Source organism: Tsukamurella sp. M9C, from assembly GCF_020169415.1.
Taxonomy (GTDB): Bacteria; Actinomycetota; Actinomycetes; order Mycobacteriales; family Mycobacteriaceae; genus Tsukamurella.
In genome coordinates this window covers 34,492-56,537 of sequence record NZ_JAIULG010000020.1, presented here as the reverse complement: position 1 = coordinate 56,537, position 22,046 = coordinate 34,492, and the positions used below count along the sequence as shown (strand labels likewise).

The 22,046-nt window shown below is 71.3% G+C and carries 21 protein-coding genes; 14 read left to right on the top strand and 7 right to left on the bottom strand.

The genetic code is table 11. The features are described 5' to 3' along the window. Positions 1-58: 58 nt before the first annotated feature. Positions 59-1,006 carry an LppP/LprE family lipoprotein gene (locus LB823_RS11870; protein ID WP_224647362.1) on the top strand — a complete coding sequence of 316 codons (948 nt, stop codon included), beginning with the start codon at positions 59-61 and terminating at the stop codon, positions 1,004-1,006. Positions 1,007-1,019: 13 nt separating this feature from the next. Here LB823_RS11870 and LB823_RS11865 read toward each other — a convergent pair whose 3' ends face one another. Continuing rightward, a complete protein-coding gene (locus tag LB823_RS11865; RefSeq protein ID WP_224647360.1) occupies positions 1,020-1,643 on the bottom strand; it encodes a TetR/AcrR family transcriptional regulator in 624 nt (207 codons plus the stop codon). 178 nt (positions 1,644-1,821) lie between these two features. Here LB823_RS11865 and LB823_RS11860 point away from each other — a divergent pair, with 178 nt between their 5' ends. After that, a complete protein-coding gene (locus tag LB823_RS11860) occupies positions 1,822-3,207 on the top strand; it encodes a lipase family protein (protein ID WP_224647357.1) in 1,386 nt (461 codons plus the stop codon). 7 nt (positions 3,208-3,214) lie between these two features. On the opposite strand, the gene LB823_RS11855 is transcribed toward LB823_RS11860, so the two are convergent. Continuing rightward, entirely contained in the window at positions 3,215-4,276 is a 1,062-nt protein-coding gene (locus LB823_RS11855) for a ferredoxin--NADP reductase (protein ID WP_224647355.1), read from the bottom strand. A gap of 87 nt (positions 4,277-4,363) precedes the next feature. Between LB823_RS11855 and LB823_RS11850 the strand changes: the two genes are divergently transcribed. From LB823_RS11850 to LB823_RS11820, 7 genes are all read left to right on the top strand, one after another. Continuing rightward, complete coding sequence (locus tag LB823_RS11850; protein WP_224647353.1) at positions 4,364-5,344, top strand: alpha/beta hydrolase; 981 nt, start codon at positions 4,364-4,366, stop codon at positions 5,342-5,344. Continuing rightward, entirely contained in the window at positions 5,344-6,198 is an 855-nt protein-coding gene (locus LB823_RS11845) for an SDR family oxidoreductase (RefSeq protein WP_224647351.1), read from the top strand. Before LB823_RS11850 ends, LB823_RS11845 begins: the two co-directional genes overlap by 1 nt. Before the next feature lie 38 nt (positions 6,199-6,236). Continuing rightward, positions 6,237-7,160, top strand: coding sequence for a ferritin-like domain-containing protein (locus LB823_RS11840; RefSeq protein ID WP_224647349.1), 924 nt, complete (start codon positions 6,237-6,239; stop codon positions 7,158-7,160). 17 nt (positions 7,161-7,177) lie between these two features. Continuing rightward, complete coding sequence (locus LB823_RS11835) at positions 7,178-8,662, top strand: NAD(P)/FAD-dependent oxidoreductase (protein WP_224647347.1); 1,485 nt, start codon at positions 7,178-7,180, stop codon at positions 8,660-8,662. A 9-nt stretch (positions 8,663-8,671) separates the two neighbouring features. Further along, entirely contained in the window at positions 8,672-9,442 is a 771-nt protein-coding gene (locus LB823_RS11830) for a MerR family transcriptional regulator (RefSeq protein ID WP_224647345.1), read from the top strand. A 65-nt stretch (positions 9,443-9,507) separates the two neighbouring features. Further along, complete coding sequence (gene fdhD / locus LB823_RS11825; protein ID WP_224647342.1) at positions 9,508-10,353, top strand: formate dehydrogenase accessory sulfurtransferase FdhD; 846 nt, start codon at positions 9,508-9,510, stop codon at positions 10,351-10,353. Continuing rightward, positions 10,350-12,689 (top strand): FdhF/YdeP family oxidoreductase, encoded by a 2,340-nt coding sequence (locus LB823_RS11820; protein ID WP_224647341.1) that lies wholly within the window; start codon positions 10,350-10,352, stop codon positions 12,687-12,689. The genes fdhD and LB823_RS11820 overlap by 4 nt, the downstream gene beginning before the upstream one ends. A 30-nt stretch (positions 12,690-12,719) precedes the next feature. Here the strand turns inward: LB823_RS11820 and LB823_RS11815 are convergent, their stop codons facing one another. The 3 genes from LB823_RS11815 to LB823_RS11805 all read right to left on the bottom strand — a co-directional run bounded on the left by LB823_RS11815 (position 12,720) and on the right by LB823_RS11805 (position 16,052). Then, positions 12,720-14,480, bottom strand: a complete 1,761-nt coding sequence (locus tag LB823_RS11815) for an MFS transporter (RefSeq protein WP_224647340.1) — start codon at positions 14,478-14,480, stop codon at positions 12,720-12,722. A 116-nt stretch (positions 14,481-14,596) separates the two neighbouring features. Then, entirely contained in the window at positions 14,597-15,430 is an 834-nt protein-coding gene (locus LB823_RS11810) for an acyl-[acyl-carrier-protein] thioesterase (RefSeq protein ID WP_224647339.1), read from the bottom strand. 25 nt (positions 15,431-15,455) lie between these two features. Then, positions 15,456-16,052 carry a DUF1269 domain-containing protein gene (locus LB823_RS11805; protein ID WP_224647338.1) on the bottom strand — a complete coding sequence of 199 codons (597 nt, stop codon included), beginning with the start codon at positions 16,050-16,052 and terminating at the stop codon, positions 15,456-15,458. A gap of 132 nt (positions 16,053-16,184) precedes the next feature. On the opposite strand from LB823_RS11805, the gene LB823_RS11800 reads away from it, so the two are divergent. Beyond that, positions 16,185-17,102: an FAD-dependent oxidoreductase gene (locus LB823_RS11800; protein WP_224647337.1), complete on the top strand. Its 918-nt coding sequence runs from the start codon at positions 16,185-16,187 to the stop codon at positions 17,100-17,102. Between the two features lie 90 nt (positions 17,103-17,192). Further along, complete coding sequence (locus LB823_RS11795; RefSeq protein WP_224647336.1) at positions 17,193-17,762, top strand: hypothetical protein; 570 nt, start codon at positions 17,193-17,195, stop codon at positions 17,760-17,762. A 31-nt stretch (positions 17,763-17,793) separates the two neighbouring features. On the opposite strand, the gene LB823_RS11790 is transcribed toward LB823_RS11795, so the two are convergent. Beyond that, on the bottom strand, positions 17,794-18,987 hold the full coding sequence (locus tag LB823_RS11790; protein WP_224647335.1) for a serine/threonine-protein kinase: 1,194 nt from the start codon (positions 18,985-18,987) through the stop codon (positions 17,794-17,796). A gap of 39 nt (positions 18,988-19,026) precedes the next feature. Here LB823_RS11790 and LB823_RS11785 point away from each other — a divergent pair, with 39 nt between their 5' ends. After that, positions 19,027-19,314: a DUF2277 domain-containing protein gene (locus LB823_RS11785; protein WP_224647334.1), complete on the top strand. Its 288-nt coding sequence runs from the start codon at positions 19,027-19,029 to the stop codon at positions 19,312-19,314. A gap of 41 nt (positions 19,315-19,355) precedes the next feature. Here LB823_RS11785 and LB823_RS11780 read toward each other — a convergent pair whose 3' ends face one another. Next, entirely contained in the window at positions 19,356-20,258 is a 903-nt protein-coding gene (locus LB823_RS11780) for a hypothetical protein (RefSeq protein ID WP_224647333.1), read from the bottom strand. A 107-nt stretch (positions 20,259-20,365) separates the two neighbouring features. Between LB823_RS11780 and LB823_RS11775 the strand changes: the two genes are divergently transcribed. Continuing rightward, the gene (locus LB823_RS11775; protein WP_224647332.1) at positions 20,366-21,247 is read left to right on the top strand and encodes an ABC transporter ATP-binding protein; all 882 of its coding nucleotides are present in this window, start codon (positions 20,366-20,368) and stop codon (positions 21,245-21,247) included. After that, the gene (locus LB823_RS11770) at positions 21,244-22,008 is read left to right on the top strand and encodes an ABC transporter permease (protein WP_224647331.1); all 765 of its coding nucleotides are present in this window, start codon (positions 21,244-21,246) and stop codon (positions 22,006-22,008) included. Before LB823_RS11775 ends, LB823_RS11770 begins: the two co-directional genes overlap by 4 nt. Positions 22,009-22,046: the final 38 nt, after the last annotated feature.

The window sequence follows — 22,046 nt, the reverse complement described above, 5'->3', positions numbered from 1 at the left end:
AACGAGAGGACGACGGCGCACCGCTGGGGGCTGCGCCGACCGTCGTTCGGGGGAATGCATGATCAGGACATCGAAGGCCGCCATCGCGCTCGTCGCCGCACTCGCTCTCACCGGCGGGTGCGGCGACGGATCCACCACGGCGGGGGACGCACCGTCGACCTTCGCGGCGCCGGCGACGAGCGCGCAGGCCGGAACCGGAGAGGCCCGTGCGGGTGCCACGACGCCGCCCGGCGCGGGCGGCGACTCACGCCCCGTGACGCAGGGGAGCGGGAAGTGCCTGGACCTCTCCTCCTCGACGGTGCGGGATGCGGTGGCGAAGCTCCCGTCGTTCCGCGGCAACGGATTCACCGCCACGCGTGGCACCGACGCGAGGGAGGGCTCCTGCCCCACCCTGATGTGGGCGCGCGCCGACCTGACCGGCGGTACGGGGAGCTCGCCCGTGTGGATCCTGTTCTTCGACCGCCAGGGCTACCTCGGCACGGCGACCAGCCGGTACACCACGTTCACCGGTGTCTTCGGCAGTACCGACGACTCCGTCGCGGTCTCGTACCGCTGGCTCAACCCGGGCGACAGTACCGCCGGCGTCTCCGGCGGCCCCGTGATCGTCACGTACACGCTCTCGGGACGCACCGTGACGCCCGACAAGGACGTACCGCCCCAGGTCTTCGACGGTGGCGCGCCCGCGCCCACTTCCACCGCGCCGCACGCGCCGACCGCGACGCCCGCGCCGGTCTCGCACTGCTCGGAGGCGACCCCTGAAACCCTGCGGACCAACGCCCAGATGAACTGGGGCGCGCAGATCGTCCAGCCCTTCGCCGTCGACTCGGTCGCCTGCGCCGACGACTGGGCGACCGCGCGCATACCGGCGCGCGAGGCCTATCCGCAGAGCGCAAAGCTGTTGTTCCGCTACACCGGCGGCGGCTGGAGCGGCGTCGCGTTCGGCAGCGGCTTCTCGTGCACGGAGAAGGGCGTTCCGGCGGCCATCGCCGCCCGGCTCGGCTGTTAGGCCTGGGCGTCGATCAGCTGAGGACTCCGGAGGTGATCAATCGCATCAGCGCCGCGGTCACGGTGGCGAGCTCGATCTCCGGGCGGGTCGCGTACTCCACGGTGGCGGCGTTCACGGCGCCCTGGAAGACGGTCCAGTCGAAGGTCCGGTCGCGGGCCTCGATGAGACCCTGCGCGGCGATGGACCGGCTCGCCGCATCGAGGATTCCGCTCCAGCTCTCCCGTGTTCTGCGCCGCTGCTCCTCCAGTTCGGGCGAGACGCCGACGACCTCGATGAAGCACAGTCGCACCCGCCGGGGATCGGCGCGGAAGTGATCGAAGTAGGCCCCGAGGCCGACCCGGATCCAGGGTTCGAGCTCTGTCATGTCGCTCGGGAATCCGTCGACCGCAGCCGTGAGGGAGGCCATGGCGTTCGCATGGACCTCCGTGTAGATCGCCGTCAGTAGCGCCTCGCGGTTGGCGAACAGCTCGTAGAACTGCCGGGAGGACAGGCCCGCCTCGGCGCACACGGCGGGCACGCTCGCCGCCGAGTACCCGTCACGGGCGAACACCTCGAGTCCCGCCTCCATGAGGCGCTGTCGGCGCTGGGCGCGCCGGAGCTCGAGCTCCTCACCGCCGTACTGCTTGGTCCGTGCCACGGGATGACGATACCGCCGAGGCGTGTGTCCGACGTCCATCTGAAACAGATTCGTTTCGATTTGGCGTTTCCGCGCCCGGCCGCGTGCTAGTGTCCGTCATCACAGTGACACACATATGTTTCACACTAACCCCCGGGAGGGTAACGTGGCAGCTCGTGGCGGTATTTCGCGACGGATCGTGAGGCTGGTCGGCGCCGTGGTCCTGGCGTTCGCGATGGCGGTGACGGGGCTGCCCGGCGTGGCCTCGGGCGACGCGGTGCGCCCGGCGACGGTGCCTGTCGAGCCGGCTCCGGCGATCCCGTTGCCGGCCGAGTTCGACCCGTCGTTCTACGCGCCGCCGGCCGCGGCCTACGCGGACAAGAAGCCTGGAGAGATCGTCGCGGCGCAGGCGATCAACGCAGCGAACTTCGGCGTTCTGCCCCTCAATGTGGACGCGTGGAAGGTGTCCTTCCGTACCGAGAACACCCGGGGAGAACCGATTCTCGGTGTGACCACCCTGCTCAAGCCGCGGGGTCGGACTGCGGGTGCGCGGCACGTGGTGTCCATGCAGTTGGCGGAGGACGGACTGGCGCAGTACTGCGCCCCGTCGTACGCGGTGCAGCAGTGGTCGCTGAGCCTCCCGGTCCAGAACGCGGCCATCCCGTTCGAGATGCTGGTGGTGCAGGGGGTGTTGCAACAGGGCTACGCCGTCTCCATTCCGGACTACCAGGGCGCGGCGTCCGCCTACGGGGCCGGCCCGCTGCACGCGCGGATCACCCTGGACGGCCTGCGCGCGGCGCGGGACTTCGGGCCGCTGGGGGTATCGAAGGACAGCCGGATGGCGATGTTCGGCTACTCGGGCGGCGCCATCGCCACCGGACACGCGGCGGAGCTCAAGCGCAGCTACGCCCCGGAGCTGCCGATCGTCGGCGCCGCCGAAGGTGGCGTTCCCGCGGATCTCGGCGCGGTGCTCGACGTCGCGAACGGCCAGGCCACCAGCGGGCTGATCTTCGGCGCAGTGCTCGGACTCACCCGCGAGTACCCCTACTTCCGGGAATTCCTCGAGAAGCACCTCGACCCCGCGGGGCAGTTCCTCGCTGCGATCAAACAGCCCTTCTGCGTGGGTGTTCAGGCCGCGACCCTGCCCTTCGTCAACCTCAAGGGCATGATCCGGTGGCCGGGCGATCCGCTCACCGCGCCGCCCGTCCGGCGGGTCCTCGACGAGACCCGGATGGGCACGGTGTTGCCGGACATGCCGATGTACATCTGGAACTCGAATCCCGACGAGGTGATCCCGGTGGGGCAGGTCAACCGCCTGGTCGCCGACTACTGCGCCAAGCCCGGGGCGCGAGTGACGTACACGAGGGACCACTTCAGCGAGCACATCACCGGCGAGGTCGTCGGCGCGCCACTCGCGCTGCTCTGGCTCCGGGATCGCCTGGAGGGCAAGCCCGCCCCGTCCGGCTGCTCCACGAAGGATGCGGGCTCCATGGCACTCGATCCGGCCTGGTGGCCGACCTTCTCGCAGGTGGTCGGCGGCGATCTCGCCGCGCTGTTCGGGCACGCGATCGGCGCCACCCGCTGATCACGGGTCAGTCGAACTCGACCTCCAGATCGTCCGCGCGGGGGAGTGACTGACAGGCGAGCCGGACGCCGTTGCTGAGCTCGTAGTCGTCGAGGGTGTCGTTGACCAGCATGTGCACCTCGCCGCGGCGCAGCGTGAAGGCGCAGCCGCCGCAGTTGCCCTCGCGGCACACGTACGGAGCGTCGAGGCCCCGGTCCAGGAGCGCGTCGAGCAGCACCTGATCGCGGGGCCAAGCGAGAACGGTGCTCTCGCCGTTCAGGCCGACGGTGACGGTGGCGGCACCGTCCGGCGATGGCGGGCCGCCGGCCGGTGCCCCGGACGGTACGGCGGCGAACGGATCGCCGGTCAGTGACGAGAAGGCCTCGCGGTGGATGCGCGCGCCGTCGATGCCCGCGGCCGCGGCGGCCTCGGTGGCGCAGTCCATGAACGGGGCGGGGCCGCACAGGTACGCCGACGTCGCGCGGGTCGGCGCCGGCAGGAGTGCGCCGAGCGTCGCGGCGTCGGGCAGGCCGCGCTCGGACTCGAGCCAGTGGGTCAGGCGCAGCCGCTCGCCGTACGCGCCGGCCAGTTCCGCCAGCGCGGCGTCGAACACGACGGAGCCCCGATCCCGGTTCGCGTAGACGAGCGCCACCGGCACGGCGGACTCCGCGAGGGCGGCCCGCAGGATCGAGATCACCGGCGTGATGCCGCTCCCGGCGGCGAACAGCACGAGCGCGTCGGGGGAGTCGCGCACGGTGAACCGCCCGCCGGGCGGGAGGGATTCGAGGATCATCCCCGGCTTCGCGTTGTCGCACAGCCAGTTCGAGGCGTAGCCCCCGGCCGTCCGCTTGACGGTGACCTGCAGATGCGGATCGATCCCGGGCGTGCTGGAGAGCGAGTAACAGCGCGGCGCCCAGGTGGTTCCGTCCTCCGGCGTGCCCGGCACGCGCAGCGTCAGGAACTGTCCGGGCAGGTAGTCGAAGCGTTCCCCGGCGGGGCGCGCGAAGACGAGGGAGACCGCGTCGGCGGTCTCCTCGATCACGTCGATGACCTCGAGGGGGTGCGACTGCGCGGGCGTCGATGGATCCACGTGCTCTGCTCCTTCGTCGGGGACCCGGACGCTACCGCGATAACTGTGCCATTGACAAATGGCACGATTGCTGGTGGTGTGGATGACATGCGAACAACGACACCGGCGCCGCCGGTCCCGTCGGCCTCGACGACCCGTTCCGACCTCGCAGCCGCGCTGACCCGCTACGGATTCGGCGCCGCCACCGGGTTGATCCCGATGAACGCGCCCGGGGTCCGGCTCGCCCGCGGCCTCGTGGCCGCGATCATGGGCGCCCTGGGCTCGACCCCGCGGGGGACCGCTGTCACCGCGGTGCGGGCCCCGGTGCGGGGCGACTGGGTCCTCGGTCCCGGCGTCACCTACGGCCGGCGCGCGATCTACTACGTGCACGGCAGCGCCTACGCGATCTGCTCGGCGCGCACGCACCGCAGCCTCGCCGCGCGACTGTCCGCCACCACCGGGCTCCCGGTCTTCGTCGTGGACTACCGGCTCGCGCCGGAGCACCCCTTCCCGACCGCCGCGGGCGACATCGCCGTCGGCTGGGACTGGCTCCTCACCCAGGGCTACGCGGCCGAGGACCTGGTGATCGCCGGTGATTCGGCCGGTGGTCACCTCATCTGCGACCTGCTGCTGCACCGCGCTGCCACCGATCGCCCGCAGCCCGCCGCGGCCGTCCTGTTCTCCCCGCTCATCGACCTCACCTTCGCCCTCGCCGCAGAGCAGGAGCGCGTGCGGCGGGACCCGGCCATCTCCGCCGCCGCGGCGAAGCGCCTGGTCGACCTGTACACCGCCGGCGTGGATCCGGAGCATCCGCGCCTGCGCCTCGACTTCTGGCGCTCGGACCGGCTGCCGCCCTTCCTGATCCAGGCCGGCGGCGCCGAGATGCTCTCCGCGGACGCACGGTACCTCGACGCCGAGCTCCGCGACCACGGCGGCGCGAGCACGCTCGAGATCTGGCCCGGCCTCATGCACGTCTTCCAGGCGCTGCCCCGGCTCGCGCCGGAGGCCGACGCCGCGCTCCTGCGGGTGCGCGACTTCCTCGCCGCGCTCGACACCGTTGCGGCTCACACTGATTCGGAGGCCTCCTGATGTTCGGTATCGACCGATTGTTGCACCACCTCGTCCGCGATCCGATCACCGGCGACGCGAAGGCCGTCGTCACCGGCGCCGGCAGCGGCATCGGCCGTGCCTTCGCGCTCGAACTCGCCGGCCGCGGCGGGGAGGTCGTCTGCGCCGACATCGACGAGGGCCGCGCGAAGGAGACCGTCGGGCTCATCGAGGCCCGGGGCGGGAGGGCGCACGCCGTCGTCGTCGACGTGGCCGACCGGGCCGCCGTCGAATCCCTCGCGGCGTTCGCGCGCACCGTCTTCGACGGTCCGCCCACCCTGGTGATCAACAACGCGGGCGTCGGCATCGGCGGCCGTCCCGTCGGCGACATCGGGCTCGACGACTGGAACTGGGCCCTGGGCATCAACCTGTGGGGCGTGGTGCACGGGTGCGAGCTGTTCGCGCCCATGCTCCGCGAGGCGGGCCGCGGCGGCATCATCAACGTCGCCTCCGCCGCCGGGTTCGCGGCCGCGCCGTCGATGGGGCCGTACAACGTCTCGAAGGCCGGCGTGATGTCGCTGTCGGAGACCCTCGCCGCCGAGCTGGCCGGGACCGGCGTGAACGTGACGGTGCTGTGCCCCACCTTCGTCAAGACCAATGTCGCGCGCGACGGCCGGATCACCGAGGGCAGCAAGAACCTCGCCGGCACCCTCATGAAGCTCACGGGCATCTCGCCCGACGGGGTCGCCGCGCAGACCCTCGACGCGCTCGACCTCGGCCGCCTCTACGTGGTGCCCCAGCTCGACGCGAACGTCATCTGGCACCTCAAGCGCCACTTCCCGACCCCCTACGTGCGCGGACTCGGCCTGCTCACCCGGCTGCTCCCCGCCTCCTGACCGGACACCCTCTCCGCCACCCCGAAAGGACCGCTCTCATGGCCATGGACCTCGACAACATGCTCCAGATGATCAAGGACCGGCAGTGGGCCCTCGTCGACATCGACTGGGACGCACCCGGCGCCGAGCTCATCGACCCCGAGCTGCACGCCAAGCTCAAGCCCTTCCTCTCCGACCTGATGTGGATCGAGAACGTGGGCGCCCGCGGCTTCGCCGCCATGGCGCGCAAGGCGCCGACCCCCACGCTCAAGAGCATCTACGAGCACTTCCACGCGGAGGAGCAGAAGCACGCCAACGCCGAGCTCGCGCTCATGCGCCGGTGGGGCATGCTCGACGACGACGAGATCCCGTCGCCGAACATCAACGTGCAGCTCGTGATCAACTGGCTCGACCAGCACTCCGACGGCATGTCGCTCTCCTTCCTCGGCACCGTCATCCCCATGCTCGAGGTCGCCCTCGACGGCGCCCTCATCAAGTTCATCACCGACGAGGTGATGGACCCGGTAGCGCAGGAGGTGTTCAAGCGGATCAACGCCGACGAATCCCGCCACCTCGCGGTCGACTTCGAGGTCATGGACATGCTCGGCCACGCCGACCTGCGCAAGCGCACCATCGACTTCGTCGGCGGGTGGGTCAAGCCTTCGCTGCTCATCGGCTTCCTCAGCTACGTCCCGCTGCTGAACAAGATGCGCGACAACATCGTCGAGATGGGCGTCGACGAGGAGCGGCTGTACGGCGCCATGAAGCGTTACCGCGCCGCCGGCGATCGCAGCGAGTACATCAAGCGGCTCCCCATGTTCCGCGTGGTGGCCTGGCACGGCAGCTGGGTGATCAACCGCACCAACCGGCTCTACCACGTGCCCGCGGACACGCTGGTGAAGGCGACCTCCCTCATCCCGTTCCCCCTGGTGCACCGCACACCCACCTGGTCGCAGGAACTGACCTACGAGCCCACCGCCTGACGAGGATCTGATCAGCCATGACCCACTCCGTAGCCGTCATCGGCGCCGGCTTCGCCGGCATCGGCGCCGCCATCCGCCTCCGCGACAAGGGGATCGACGACTTCGTCGTCCTCGAACGCGACACCCGCGTCGGCGGCACCTGGCGCGACAACACCTATCCCGGCGCCGCCTGCGACATCCCGTCGCGCCTGTACTCCTACAGCTTCGCGCCCAACCCGGACTGGTCGCACACCTACTCCGGCAGCGCCGAGATCCTCGACTACATCGACCGCATGGTCGAGACCAGCGGCGTCGCACCGCACATCAGGTTCGAGCACACCGTGACCGGACTCGAGTACGACGCCGACGCGGGGGAGTGGACCATCGCCCTCGAGGGCCGCGAGCCGCTGCGCGCCCGGTCCGTGATCCTCGCCTCCGGCCCCCTCGCGAACTGCTCCTTCCCCGCGATCCGCGGCATCGAGGACTACGAGGGGCACAAGATCCACAGCGCCCGCTGGGACCACGACTACGACTTCACCGGCAAGAAGGTGGCCGTCGTCGGCACCGGCGCCAGCGGCGTCCAGATCGTGCCCGAGTTGGTGAAGAAGGCCGCCTCCGTCAAGGTCTTCCAGCGCACGCCCGGCTGGGTGCTGCCCCGGATCAACACCGAGACCGGCGAATTCACCAAGGGGCTGTACCGCTCGATCCCCGGCGCGCAGCAGCTCGCGCGCGCCCTGTGGTTCTGGGGCCACGAGTCCGTCGCGCTCGGCGTCGTCTGGAACACCCCGCTCACCCGCGTGGTGGAGGCCGTCAGCAAGCTGCACCTGCGGCTGCAGGTGCGCGACCCGTGGCTGCGCCGCCAGCTCACCCCCGACTTCGCCGCGGGCTGCAAGAGGCTCCTCATGACCAGCGACTACTACCCGGCGCTGCAGCGCGACAACTGCACCCTGGTCACGTGGCCCATCGCGCGCATCGCGCCGCAGGGGATCCGCACCGTCGAGGGCGTCGAGCACCGCTTCGACTGCATCGTCTTCGCCACCGGCTTCGACGTCTCCAAGACCGGCTCGCCGATCCCCGTCACCGGGCTCGACGGGCGCGTGCTGGCGGACGAGTGGAGCGGCGGCGCCTACGCCTACCGCAGCGTCGCGGTCTCCGGGTACCCGAACCTGTACGTCACCTTCGGCCCCAACTCCGGCCCCGGGCACAGCTCGGCGCTGGTCTACATGGAGGCGCAGATCGACTACATCACGGATGCGATCGCCCAGCTGGTCGGCAACGGCTGGAAGGCGCTCGACGTGCGCGCCGACGTGCAGGCGGAGTACAACCGCGAGATCCAGCGCCGGCTCACCTCGACCACCTGGAACTCCGGCTGCAGCAGCTGGTACCTCACCGACGACGGCTTCAACGCCACCATGTACCCGGGCTTCGCGTCGCAGTACGTGGGCCAGCTGCGCGCCGTCGACCTGCGGGACTACCGGATCCTCGTGCACGAGGAGGCGGGTGCGGCGGTCGCCGCCGGATAGCATGCGGCTATGACCGAGTACCGGATCGACGACCTGGCCCGGGTGTCGGGGACGACGACCCGCAACATCCGGGGCTACCAGGAGCGCGGGCTGCTGCCCCAGCCCCTACGCCGGGGCCGGGTCGCGATCTACACCGAGAAGCACCTCCGGAACCTGCTCGCCATCAACAAGCTGCTCGGCAACGGATTCAACCTGGGGCACATCGCGACCTTCCTGACCAACCCCGGCGCGAGGATCGGCGACGCGCTCGACCTGAACGACATCCTCGACGAGCCGTGGGCCTCCGCGAACCGCCCCGTGCTCGGGCGCGAGGAGCTCGAGTCCCGGCTCGGTCCGCTGGACGAGGACGCGCTCGCCGCCCTCATCGGCGCCGGCATCGTCACCGAGACCGCGGAACCGGGGCGGTACGAGGCGGCCGACCGGCACATCATCGGCAACCTCGCGCGCCTGGTGGCGAAGGGCATGGACCTCGCGGTGCTCGTGGACGTGCAGCAACGGTTCGTCGCCAAGATGACCGAGGCGGCCGAGATCCTCATGACCGCCGCGCACGACGAGGTGGACCGGCGCCGCGGACCCGGCTGGCTCCCGTCCTCCGACGAGGACGTCGCCTGGGCGGTCGGACTGCTCGGCGCCATGCGTCGCGCGGGCACCGAGAACGCTCACGCCGCCCTGGACCGTGCCCTCGACGCGGCGCTCGATCAGGAGCTGCAGGCGCACAAGGTCGCGGCGGACGACCGGGCCGGAGCGGGCGGCGACGCAGGTGGCGCGGCACGCGGCTGACGGGCCGTCTCCGCCTCCCGCCGATGCCGTGATCGCGCGGAAGACACGGGTGTAGCGTCAGGGGCATGGGTCGGATCACGGTGCGTCGAGCGGTGGTCAAGGTCACCGTCGGCGGTGATCCGCTGCGCCGCATCGACACTCTCGCCGTGGAGGAGCCCCTCGAGATCCGCGTCGCGGGGGCGCCGCTCGCGGTCACCATGCGCACCCCCGGGCACGACGTCGAGCTCGCCGCGGGCTTCCTCGTCTCCGAGGGCGTGATCGGCGCCGCGGAGGAGTTCCGTTCCGCCATCCACTGCGGCGGGCCCGGCACCGGCGGTGAGATCAACGAGTACAACGTGCTCGACATCGCCCTCGCGGAGGGCGTCCGTCCGCCCGCCCCCGACGTGACCCGCAACTTCTACACCACCAGTTCGTGCGGGATGTGCGGCAAGGCCAGCATCGACGCGGTGCGCACCGTCTCGCGGTTCGACGTGCGGGCCGATCCGGTCGTCGTCGGTGCGGATCGGGTCGCGGAACTGCCGGACCGGCTGCGCGCGGGACAGGCCGTCTTCGACAAGACCGGCGGCCTGCACGCCGCCGGGCTGTTCGACGCCGGGACCGGCGAGTTGCTCGTGCTCCGCGAGGACGTGGGCCGGCACAACGCCGTCGACAAGGTGATCGGCTGGGCCCTGCTGCAGGGCCGGCTGCCGCTGCGCGGTGTGATCCTCCAGGTCTCCGGGCGCGCCAGCTTCGAGCTGGTGCAGAAGGCCGCGATGGCGGGCATCCCCGTGCTCTCCGCGGTCTCGGCGCCGTCGTCCCTGGCGGTCGAGCTCGCCGATGAGGCCGGCCTCACCCTGCTCGGCTTCGTCCGCGGCGACCACATGAACGTCTACTCCCAGCCCCAGCGAGTGCGACAGGAAGTCCTGACATGACCACCGATCACCAGTCCCAGGCCCCCGCCCACGTCCCCGGCCTCCTGCCCGACGTCCCCCGGCAGGGCGGCTTCGGACCGGTCACCGACGGTGCCTGGTCCAGTTCCCCGTACCACCACGCGGCGGCGTCCTGGGGCGCGGCCAAGTCCGTCGGCACCATCCTGTTCCAGCAGCGCGAGCTGATCCGCGGCACGCACTCGATGTTCGTGATGAACCACCCCACCGGCTACGACTGCCCCGGCTGCGCCTGGCCCGACGACAAGAAGCTCACGCTGGACTTCTGCGAGAACGGCGTCAAGCACGTGACGTGGGAGATGACGCCGAAGCGGGTCAAGCGCGACTTCTTCGCCGAGCACACCGTGACCGAGCTGGCGGACTGGACCGACTTCGACCTCGAGGACCAGGGCCGGCTCACCGAGCCGATGGTCTACGACGAGGCCTCCGACACGTACGTCCCGATCGGCTGGGACGCGGCGTTCGCCCTGATCGGGGACGCCCTGCGCGGGCTCTCGAGCCCGAACGAGGCCGCGTTCTACACGTCCGGCCGACTCAGCAACGAGGCCACCTTCCTCTATCAGCTGCTGGCCCGCGAGTACGGCACGAACAACCTCCCCGACTGCTCCAACATGTGCCACGAGGCATCGGGCCGCGCGCTGACGGCGTCCATCGGCACGGGCAAGGGCACCTGCGACCTGGAGGACTGGGAGGAGGCGGACGCCCTGTTCATCATGGGCGTCAACGCGGCGTCGAACGCGCCGCGGATGCTGACCGCCCTGGCCGACGCCACGCGGCGCGGCGCGCAGGTGGTGCACATCAACCCGCTGGTCGAGGCCGGCGCGACGAAGACGATCGTCCCGCACGAGATGGTCGACATGGCGCTCTTCAAGGCGACCTCGGTGTCCGACATGAACATCCAGGTGCGGCCGGGCGGCGACCTCGCGCTGATGCGGGGCATGGCCAAGGTCGTCTTCGAGGCCGCGGAATCGGATCCGACGGTGCTCGACGCCGCGTTCCTGCGGGACTGCACCGCCGAGTTCGAGGCCTACCGCGACCTCGTCGCGGCCACGAGCTGGGACGAGATCACCGCCCAGGCGGGCCTGCCGGAGTCGGAGATCCGCCGCGCCGGGCAGGTGTACCTGGACGCGGACAAGACGATCATCGCGTGGTGCCTGGGCATCACCCAGCACGAGCACGGCGTGGACACCGTCCGCGAGATCACCAACCTGCTGCTGCTGCGCGGCAACATCGGCCGGCCCGGCGCGGGTCCGTCGCCCGTGCGCGGCCACAGCAACGTGCAGGGCAACCGCACGTGCGGCATCGACCACCGCCCGCCGCCGTGGATCGACAAGCTCGACGAGGTCTGCGGCATCGTCTCCCCGCGGGCCGGCGGCCTCGACACGGTGAACTCGATCGAGGGCATGCACGACGGGCGGGTGAAGGTCTTCGTCGGGATGGGCGGCAACTTCGTGCTCGCCGCGCCCGACACCGCGTACACCGCGGCCGGACTCCGCAAGACCGACCTCACCGTGCAGGTCAGCACCAAGCTCAACCGCAGCCACCTCGTGCACGGCCGCGCGGCCGTGATCCTGCCGTGCCTCGGCCGCACCGAGAAGGACGAGCAGCTCGCGGGCCTGCAGGGCGTGACCGTCGAGGACGCGATGAGCATGGTGCACATCTCCCGCGGCAAGCGCCGGCCCGCGTCGAAGGAGCTGAAGTCCGAGATGGCGATCATCGCCGGTATCGCGAAGGCGACGCTGCCCGACAGCCGGACGCCGTGGCAGTCCTACGTCGACGACTACGACCGCATGCGCGACGTGATGGCGCAGGTGCTCCCCGGCTTCGAGGGCTTCAACGAGCGGCTCAAGAACCCGGGTGGGTTCCGCATCCCGCAGCCCGCCCGCGAGCGGGACTTCCGCACGCCGTCCGGCCGGGCGAACTTCTCGCTGGCCCCGATGCCGAACGTGATCCCCGCGGACGAGGACGTGCTCATCCTCGGCACCATGCGCTCGCACGATCAGTGGAACACCACGATCTACTCGGCCAACGACCGGTACCGCGGCATCAAGAACCTGCGCGAGCTGATCTTCCTCAACGAGGCCGACATGGCCGCCCGCGGCCTCGCCGAGGGCGACTTCGTGGACATCACCTCCACCTCGCGCGACGGTTCGGAGCGCACGCTGCGCCGGTTCCGGGCGCTGAAGTACGACCTCCCCCGGGGCGCCGCGGCCGGCTACATGCCGGAGATGAACGCGCTCATCGGGATCGCCGACTACAGCACCCAGTCCGACCAGCCGCTCATGAAGAACGTCGCGGTGCGGCTGGTCAAGTCGGCCTAGCCCGGGAGCCGGTCGGCCCCCGGACCGGGGTCAGTACCGGGCGATCGTCTCCACCTCGTCGGCCTCGGACTCGAGGGTCTCGGGGTCGTCGTCGGGCGCACCGTCGACCTCCTTGCCGCCCGTGAGCAGCGAGGCGACCGCGCCGAGGAGGCAGACCACCGCGGCGAAGGAGAAGGCGAGCTCCAGGCCCGAGCGGAAGGGCTCGGCGATGAGGTGCGGGAAGAACTGCAGGCCCGTGAGGTGCTGGGTCTGCTCGGCCGTGAGGTGCAGCTGCGCCAGGTGCGGGCCGAGCAGCTCCTGCACCGGGTTGTAGCCGAGGAAGGCCGCGAACAGCACCGCCACCGGCGGCAGCGCGGCGATCTCCGAGGCGTACTGCGGGGGAACGCCGTTGGCCTGGAGCCCCGTCGACATGGCGCCGGGCAGCGAGCCCGACAGGCCCGCGATCATCAGCGAGAAGAACAGGCCGATCGAGAGCACCATGGCCGAGTTCTGGAAGGTCGTCATCATTCCCGAGCCCGACCCGCGGGACGTCGCGGGCAGCGAGTTCATCACGACCGCGCGGTTGGGCGAGCCGAACATGCCCATGCCGACGCCGTTGACGAACAGGATGACGGCGAAGGCCCAGTAGGCGAAGTCGACCGGCAGCGCGATGAGGGCGAGGAAGGTGAGCGCGGTGATGACGAGGCCCACGGAACTGAGTGCGCGGCCGCCGATCCGGTCCGAGAGGGCGCCGGAGATCGGGGCGGAGAGCAGGAATCCGACGGTCATCGGCACCATGTAGATGCCCGCCCACAGCGGGGTCTGCGTGTAGTCGTAGCCGTGCTGCGGCAACCAGATCCCCTGCAGCCAGATGATGAGCATGAACTGCAGCCCGCCGCGGCCCAGCGAGCCGCAGAGGTTCGCGGCGTTGCCCCACACGAACGCCCGGTTCCGGAACAGGTGCAGGTCGAACAGCGGGGAGTCGACCCGGAGCTCGATGACGCAGAAGACCGCGAGCACCGCCGCGCCGCCCAGCAGGCAGGCGAGCACGAACGGCGAGGTCCAGCCCATCGCGTGGCCGCCGTAGGGCTGGATGCCGTAGGTGATGCCGACCAGGACCGCGATGAGGCCGACGGCGAAGGTCAGGTTGCCCCACCAGTCCATCGTCGCCGGCACGCGGGCGCCGCGGTCCTCGAGTTTCAGGTACGCCCAGACGGTGCCGATCACCCCGAAGGGCACGGAGACCAGGAAGATCAGGTGCCAGTTGATCGGCGCGAGCAGGCCGCCGATGATCAGGCCCAGGAACGAGCCGGCGATCGCCGCGACGCTGTTGATGCCGAGCGCGAGCCCCCGCTGGTCGGGCGGGAAGGCATCGGTGAGGATCGCCGAGCTGTTCGCCATGAGGAAGGCACCGCCGATGCCCTGCACCACGCGCCAGCCGATGAGCCACAGGGCCGCGGCGTGCCCGTCGAACCAGGTCGCTGCCAGGAAGATCGACGAGATCGAGAAGATCAGGAAGCCCATGTTGTACATGCGGGCCCGCCCGAACATGTCGCCGAGCCGGCCGAAGGCGACCACGAGGACCGCGGTCACGACCAGGAAGCCCATCATCATCCACAGCAGGTAGCTGGTGTTGCCCGGCTCCAGCGGGTTCAGGTGGATGCCCTTGAAGATGTCGGGCAGCGCGATCAGCACGATCGAGCTGTTGATCGTCGCGATCAGCATCCCGAGGGTGGTGTTGGACAGGGCGATCCACTTGTACGAGTCGCTGTGCGGCTTCGATGCGGGGGTGTCGAGCAGGGCCGGCGCCAACGTTCCGTCCTTAAGGTTAGAAGATCTTATCTATCTACCTCGAGGAGCTTAGGCCTGCGAACGGAGTGCCGCCACGTGGGGCGGGAGGTGCGTCTTTTTCGCCCGATTCGGGACTGTCAGACCCGCCACTCGATCCGCTCGACCTGCTCTGGCGGCCACGGCGCGGGAGGAGCGAAGGGGGCGCCGGTCAGCGCGACGACCGAGACCGCCGATGCCGGCTTGCGGGCGGGGGCGCCATCCTCGTCCAGGAGGTAGAGCCACTGCCGGTAGCCGGCGTCGTCCCGCTCGGACCGCACCTGCACGCTGGAACCCAGGGGGATCGGCGCGAGGTACTCGATGATCGCGCGGTGCGGGGCCGCGAGAAGGGCGTCGCCGTCCAGGTCGTCCTCGACGAGCTGCAGGTACGCGGCGTTGTTGAGGTGCTGGTACGGATCGAAGTCGGTGGCGCGCAGTTTCACGGTGTAGTCGCCCGCCGAGGGTTCGGGCGGCGTGGCGGTGTTGAGCGCCTTCCAGCGCAGCCGGGTCTCCGTCACGTACTGCTGCAGGTACTCCATGCCGCCGTCGCTGATGTGCGTCGGCATCCCCGAGTCGGCGCTGAACCGGATCCAGAAGGCTTCGGTCTCGACGTGCCCACCGGCGCTGCCGCGCAGCGTGATCCGCATGTTGCACCACCTGGAGCTGGTGGACTCGCACCAGCGCAGCAGCGTCACGTCCGAGGGCCAGTGCAGCGGCTCGAGCACGTCGATGATGCTGCGGCGCACCAGCCAGTACGGGTCGGTGGCGTCGAAACCGCGGTGGAACATCTCGTCGTTCGCCATGTCCTGCAGGTAGCGCGCGATCCCGTCGAGCCGGACCCGCCGCTCGGGGTCGACGTCACCCGTCCGGACGGGCCAGCTCCTCTCGAAGGAGGGACCGGGAGGCGCTGCCTGCAGGAACTCGTAGTCACTCACATGGCGAGCCTAACGATGTGTGCGGTCAGCCGCGGCTGAACTTCGCCTTGAGGGCGTTGATCCGGTCCTCGTTCTTGTCGTGGCGCTCCTGCTTCTTCTGCTCGTGCGCCGCCTTGCGGGCGGCCTTCGCGGCGGCGTCCGCGGCGTCCTGCTGCGCCTCGAGCTCGCTGATCACCTCGTCGAGCGGGCGGCGCGCGATGCGGCCGCCGGCCCGCGCGACCTGCGCGTCGAGCGCATCGGTCGTCGGCTCCTCGGTCTGCACGATGATCGCGTTGTTGCCGGGCGGGAGCTGCTGCGCGAAGAGGGAGATCACGTCGTCGCTGTCGTCGAGGTTGCTCGCGTCCACCAGCGCGCCGGTCGCCGTGCCCACCGACATGCCGAGCAGCATGCCCACCGGGCCGCCGAGCACGCCCACGAGCATGCCGATGAGCGAACCGCTGAGGGTGCCGGTGCCCGTGGTGCCGTCGGTGGTCTCGGGGATGTCGTAGGTGCCGTCCGCGTTGCGCTCGACGATCGCGGAGGACACCACCCCGTACGTGTCCGCGGTGTTCTTGAGGTTCGAGTACTCCTCGTACGTGGCGGCGCGGGTGGGCAGGGAGATGACGGCAACGTATTCGCTCATGGCACTTCCTTGTATCCGTGGGTGATTCGTTCGGGGTGGTGACGCTGCAAAGCCTACGCTGCGATTGTGAAGAGGCGGTGGCATCGCGAGAACGGCCGCCGCGGCCGGCGACGGGCATGACAGGCTGTCCGCATGGCTGAGGTGACGATCGTCGGTGCCGGCGTGATCGGACTGTCGTGCGCGGTGCGCCTGCTCGAGGCGGGGCACGGTGTTCGCGTGTACGGGCGGGAACTCTCGCCCGGCCTGACCTCCGCGGTCGCCGCCGCCGTCTGGTACCCGTACCTCGCCGAGCCCCGCGACCGGGTGACCGGATGGTCCGCGGCGACGCTCGCCGAGTTCACGGCGCTCGCCGCCCGCGGCGTCGATGGTGTCGTCATGACGCCCGGTACCGAGATCTTCCGCGAACCGGTCCCGGAGCCGTGGTGGACCTCCGCCGTGCCGTCGGTCGAGCGGGTCGCGGCGCCGCGACCCGGTTACGCCGAGGGGTGGAGCTTCGTCTCGCCCGTCATCGAGATGCCCGTCTACCTGCCCTGGCTCGCGGCCCGCGTCCGCGAGCTCGGCGGCACCGTCGAACAGCGGGAGGTCCGGTCCCTCGACGAGCTGGACGGCACCGTCGTCAACGCGACCGGGCTGGGCGCGCGCGAGTTCGTCGGCGACGCCACGCTGGAGCCTGTCCGCGGGCAGGTGGTCTACCTCGAGCAGGTGGGCGTGGACCGTTGGTGGATCGACGATTCCGCGCTCGACCTCGGCGTCACCACGTACGTCGTGCCGCGCTCGAACGACGTCGTCGTCGGCGGCACCGAGGATCACGGCGCCGAGGACCTCACCGTCGACCCGGCCACCGCGGACGCCATCCTCGCCCGGGCCCGCGCGCTCGTCCCCGAGCTCGCGGACGCGCGGGTGCTCGGCCACAACATCGGCCTGCGGCCGTCCCGCCCGACGGTGCGCCTCGAGCGCGAGGGCGACGTCGTCCACTGCTACGGCCACGGCGGCGCCGGGGTGACCCTGAGCTGGGGCTGCGCCGACGAGGTCGCCGCGCTGGTCGGGTGAGCGCGGCCGCGTAACGTGCGCGGCAGGCGAAACGGGAGATGAGTACTGACGCCGATGCCCTTGGGGCACTGCGGTTCGTACCGTCGAGCGATGACGATCATCAGACACCGCCGGCACGTGCGCGCCGCCGCGACGATCTCCCTCCTCGGCCTCGCGGTCGTGGGCTGCGGCCCGCTCTCGGACGCGGCATCAGCTCCGGGCACGACCTCGAGAGGCCCCGTCGACGCTCTCACCGTGGAGGTCAGCGGCGGACCGACCGGGAAGTCGACCGAACTCGCCGAGCCCGTCACCTGCCGGTGGTACCAGTGGGGGACCCGCGGCCACCACTACACCTTCAACGGCGTCGTGCGGATCAACGGCCAGCCCTACCGGCTGTCGATCGGGCTCTCGTCGGTCGAGGAGGGCCGGACACGCTTCATGATCACGAGCATGAGCACCGGCGTCGTCACCTTCTACCGCGACTCGGCCGGCGTCGTCTCGGACGAGCGCTGGGCGTCCGGCCCCGTCACGAACGCGAGTCAGGTCAAGGGAACCATCACCCTCGACGCGGACAAGTCCGGCAGTATCGACGCCGTGCTGTCCCGGCAGAAGGGGACCCCGGGTACGCCGCTGACGATCAGGGCCTCGTGGAGCTGCGCGACGATCCTCGGGGCGCCGTGATGCGGACGCCGGGGCGGTGCTGCCGGGGCGGTCAGCGGGTGCCGTAGTCGGGCGTGCGCGGCGGGGCGGTCGGCGGCGCGGAGGCACCGGTGGGCGGGAGGACGCGGGTCGTGACGCGGACGGAGCTGGGCGTGGTCGGGGTGACGGTGGTGTCCGAGGCCTGCAGGAAGGTGAAGCCGAGGAAGCCGGCGACGGCGAGGACGCCCACCAGGAGAACAGCGATGCCGCCCTTGAGGATCCCGGTGCCGCGGGACGATTCGGTGGGCTCCGGGGCGGGCCCGGCCGCGCGGAGTTCCGTGCGTGCGAAGTGCTCGGCGGCGGGCGTCGTCGTAGGAGGCACTGCCGGCAGGGCGATCGCCTGCGTCGTCGGAGGTGGGGCGGGGACGGGCGCCGCTCCGGACAGCGCGGCGACGAACGACGCGCAGTCCTGGAAGCGGTCCCGCGGCTCCTTCGCCAGCACCGTCGCGAACACCGCGTCGAGGTAGCCGGGCAGGGTGGGCACGCGCTCGGTGATCCGGGGGATCGGCCGGTTCAGGTGCGCGGACATGAGGGCGACGGAGGTGCCGGCGTACGGGGTCGTGCCCGTGAGCATCTGGAACGCGGTGCAGCCGAGCGAGTAGACGTCGGCGCGCAGGTCCAGCGGGCGGCCCTCGATCGCCTCCGGCGCGATGTAGCTCATCGTGCCCACGGTGACCCCGGTCGAGGTCAGCGACGTCGTCTCCCCGGCGGCCTTGGCGATCCCGAAATCGACGAGCTTCACCGTCGTCGCGCGGCCGCCCGTCAGCCGCACCAGGATGTTCGCGGGCTTGACGTCCCGGTGTGTGATGCGGTGCTCGTGCCACCCGAAGTCGAGCGCCGCCCCGGCGCCGGCGACGATGTCGGTGACCAGGCCCAACGGCATCGGCCCGTTGCGCGCGAGGATCACCGCGACGTCGTCGCCCGCGACGTACTCCATCGCCAGCCACAGCCGGCCGTCGACCTCGCCGCGGTCGTACATGCCCACGATGTTCGGATGCGACAGGATCGACAGGACGTCCGCCTCCCGGCTGAACCGCGCCTTGAAGTCCGCGTTGCGCGAGACGCTCGAGTCCAGCAGCTTCAGCGCGTCCCGGCGGGGCAGCCGGGGATGCTGGACGAGGAAGACCTCGCCCATGCCCCCGCTGCCGAGGCGGCGCAGTACGCGATAGCCCGCGATCTCCTGTGCCTCCCCCGTTCCCTCTCCCATGCGACAGCAATTTACCCGGGACGGGACTACCGTCGGAGTATGTGCCGGAACATCACTGAACTGCGGGGACTCGAACCCGCCGCCACCGACGAGGAGATCGAGGCCGCTGCGCGGCAGTACGTGCGCAAGGTCTCGGGGATTCAGAAGGTCAGCGACGCCAACCACGACGCCTTCGAGCTCGCGGTCGCCAAGGTGACCGCCGCGACGGAGGAACTGCTCGACGCGCTGCCCGCGCGCCGGCAGCCGCCGAAGACGGTGCCGCCGCTGCGCCGCCCGGAGGTCAGGGCGCGGATCGAGGCAAGAGCCGCCGCGGCCGAGTCCGCGTGACCGGACCGGCCTCGCTCCCGTGACGTTCGGCGGGACTTAGCTCAGTCCCCGTCGTCGGTGGTCGTGGTGTCGCCGGACCCGGTCGCGTCGGTGGGCGTGGTGGCGTCGCCCGACCCGGGGGCGTCGACGGTGGCCGACGGGCTTTGCCCGGCGCCCGCGGCATCGTCGGGGCTCGTCGACCGCGCGCCCGTGCTCGTCGGCCCGCCGGTCGACGGCGTCGTGAGCGCCCGCTCCAGGATCCGCGCGTTCTCCGCCGCCACCGCGCCCGCGGCGTCCAGCCCGGCCTGGACGGCGGCGACGGGGTCGCCGGACTCCGCGAGCGTCGTCGCGGCGGAGTTCGCGGTCTGCGTCGCCCCGAGCAGCGAGAGCTCCGGGACGTAGAAGGCCGCGGCGAAGAAGGCGTTCGTCCCCTGCACCACCGCGGTCTCCGCCGCGCCCTGCGGCACCGGCGTGATGCCGAAGTCCGGAGGCGTCGTGAGCGGCGGCGGCGTCGGCGCAACCGGGGGCAGCGGCTGTTGCAGCGCCGCGTACAGATCGGTGCGCAGCGCCCCGACCGAGCCGGTGCCGCCCCCGATCCGCATCAGATCGAGTAGGCCGATGACCACGCCGTTCTGGAACCGCGGCACCACCTGATTGAGATCGTTGCCGATGATGCCGGTCATCGCCGCATCCGCGGGACCGGTCACCGCCGCCGCCCCCGCGCCGAGCGCGCGGAACGGGCCGCCCGCGGCCGCGGCGAGCGCCGCGCCCGGCGCGGCGACCACCCCTGCGGGCACCCCGATCGCACCCTGCAGCGCGTACGGGCAGATCGCGGCGCAGTTCTCCAGTTGGTTCTGCGCGAACTCGCCGAGCAGCGCGCCCGGCGGCGGCGACGCTCCGAACGCAGGGGCGGCCGCGCACAGCGCCAGCGCCGCCGCGAGGGAGAGGGAGTGCCGCACACGCATGGCAGTGAATCTACTCCGTCTGTGATCCGCATCACAGAGCGATCTCCACCTCGGCCTCCACCCGCGGGTGGATCCGATCGGCGCAGGTCGCGGGCATCGTCGACGGCATGACACCGGCACTGGAACTCAGATCCCTGACCAAGACCTACGCGACCCCGACGGGGGAGCGGGTCACCGCCGTCGACGGCGTCGACCTCACCGTCCGCCAGGGCGAGGTGGTCGCCTTCCTCGGCCCCAACGGCGCGGGCAAGAGCACCACCATCGACATGATCCTCGGCCTCATCACCCCGGACGCCGGCACCGCGACGCACACCGGCACCGTCGCCGCCGTGCAGCAGTCGGGCGGGCTCCTCCCCGCGCTCACGGTGCAGGACACCGTCGACCTGATCGCGTCGCTGCACCCCGGTTCCGATCCGGACGCCGCGATCGCCCGCGCCGGCCTCGACGACCTGCGGCGGCGCACCGTCGGGAAGTGTTCCGGCGGGCAGCAGCAGGCGCTGCGGTTCGCCCTGGCCCTGCTCGCCGAGCCCGACCTGCTCGTCCTCGACGAGCCCACCGCCGGCATGGACGTCGACGCGCGGCGCCGGTTCTGGGCCGCCGTCCGCGCCGACGCCGGCCGCGGCACGACGGTCCTGTTCGCCACTCACTACCTCGAGGAGGCGGACCAGTTCGCCGACCGGGTGGTCATGATCGCGGGCGGACGGATCGTCGCCGACGGCGCCACCGCCGACGTCCGGGCCGCCGCCACCGGGCGGCGGGTCTCCGCGGTCCTCGGCCCCGACGGTGCCGCCGCCCTCGTCGCGGCCGTGCCCGGCCTCCGCGTGGCGGAGGTGCGCGGCGAGCGCACCGTCTTCGCCGTCGACGGCGACCCGCGCGCGTCCGACGACGCGCTCCGCTTCCTGCTCACCCGTACCGACGCCCGCGACGTGGAGACCCTCACGCACGGTCTCGAAGAGGCGTTCCTGCAGCTCACCGAGGAGAAGGCATGACCACCATCGCGACCTGGGGCCTGACGCCCCGCTTCCTGCTGCTCGACGTGCGGCGCCAGCTGCGCAACCGGCAGACCCTCATCATCACGACCGTCCTGCCGGTGGTGCTGTACCTGGCGCTGCACGCCCAGGCGGGGCCGGACGCGCGGTTCGCGCACGGCGACTTCGCCGCCTGGATGATGATCGGCCTCGCGCTCTACGGCTCCGCGGCGGCGGCCACGACGACCGCCGCCCAGGTCGCGGCGGAGCGCTCGACCGGCTGGGTGCGCACCCTGCGGCTCACGCCCCTGCGGCCGCCCGGCTACATCGCCTCGAAGGTGGTGAGCGCCCTGACCATGTCGGCGTTCCCCGTGATCGTGCTCGCGGCGCTGGCCGCGGTGACCGGCGCGCAGGCCGAGCCGCAGGTCTGGGTGCTCTCGCTGCTCCTCGCGTGGCTCGGCTCGGCGCTGTTCGGCGCGCTGGGGCTCGCCCTCGGGCTCGCGCTGCGGCCCGAGATCGTGATGCACGTGCCGGGGCTGCTGCTCACGGTGCTCGCCTTCGGCGGCACCGTCTTCTTCCCCCTCTCGGGCGGGATGCTGACCGCCGCGCAGCTCACGCCGATGTACGGGATCACCGCGCTCGCCCGCTACCCGCTGACCGGCGGCGAGATGCTCTCCGGCGGGCACGTCTCCCTGCTCGGGGCCGTGGTCAACGTGGTCGTGTGGTTCGCGGTCTTCGCGGGCGCCGCGGCCCTCGCATACCGGCGCAGCGGCGAGCGCTGAGCGGTTCGCCATGATTGTGAGCTGAATCACACCGGCGT

What these genes read in the sequence shown, in the direction of transcription:
- LB823_RS11830 (WP_224647345.1), top strand. Translation starts at nt 8,672, where the DNA reads ATGACCGAGTACCGGATCGACGACCTGGCCCGGGTGTCGGGGACGACG.
- LB823_RS11780 (WP_224647333.1), bottom strand. Translation starts at nt 20,258, where the DNA reads ATGCGTGTGCGGCACTCCCTCTCCCTCGCGGCGGCGCTGGCGCTGTGC.
- LB823_RS11820 (WP_224647341.1), top strand. Translation starts at nt 10,350, where the DNA reads ATGACCACCGATCACCAGTCCCAGGCCCCCGCCCACGTCCCCGGCCTC.
- LB823_RS11870 (WP_224647362.1), top strand. Translation starts at nt 59, where the DNA reads ATGATCAGGACATCGAAGGCCGCCATCGCGCTCGTCGCCGCACTCGCT.
- LB823_RS11770 (WP_224647331.1), top strand. Translation starts at nt 21,244, where the DNA reads ATGACCACCATCGCGACCTGGGGCCTGACGCCCCGCTTCCTGCTGCTC.
- LB823_RS11785 (WP_224647334.1), top strand. Translation starts at nt 19,027, where the DNA reads ATGTGCCGGAACATCACTGAACTGCGGGGACTCGAACCCGCCGCCACC.
- LB823_RS11840 (WP_224647349.1), top strand. Translation starts at nt 6,237, where the DNA reads ATGGCCATGGACCTCGACAACATGCTCCAGATGATCAAGGACCGGCAG.
- LB823_RS11775 (WP_224647332.1), top strand. Translation starts at nt 20,366, where the DNA reads ATGACACCGGCACTGGAACTCAGATCCCTGACCAAGACCTACGCGACC.
- LB823_RS11850 (WP_224647353.1), top strand. Translation starts at nt 4,364, where the DNA reads ATGCGAACAACGACACCGGCGCCGCCGGTCCCGTCGGCCTCGACGACC.
- LB823_RS11845 (WP_224647351.1), top strand. Translation starts at nt 5,344, where the DNA reads ATGTTCGGTATCGACCGATTGTTGCACCACCTCGTCCGCGATCCGATC.
- LB823_RS11790 (WP_224647335.1), bottom strand. Translation starts at nt 18,987, where the DNA reads ATGGGAGAGGGAACGGGGGAGGCACAGGAGATCGCGGGCTATCGCGTA.
- LB823_RS11795 (WP_224647336.1), top strand. Translation starts at nt 17,193, where the DNA reads ATGACGATCATCAGACACCGCCGGCACGTGCGCGCCGCCGCGACGATC.
- LB823_RS11800 (WP_224647337.1), top strand. Translation starts at nt 16,185, where the DNA reads ATGGCTGAGGTGACGATCGTCGGTGCCGGCGTGATCGGACTGTCGTGC.
- fdhD (WP_224647342.1), top strand. Translation starts at nt 9,508, where the DNA reads ATGGGTCGGATCACGGTGCGTCGAGCGGTGGTCAAGGTCACCGTCGGC.
- LB823_RS11805 (WP_224647338.1), bottom strand. Translation starts at nt 16,052, where the DNA reads ATGAGCGAATACGTTGCCGTCATCTCCCTGCCCACCCGCGCCGCCACG.
- LB823_RS11835 (WP_224647347.1), top strand. Translation starts at nt 7,178, where the DNA reads ATGACCCACTCCGTAGCCGTCATCGGCGCCGGCTTCGCCGGCATCGGC.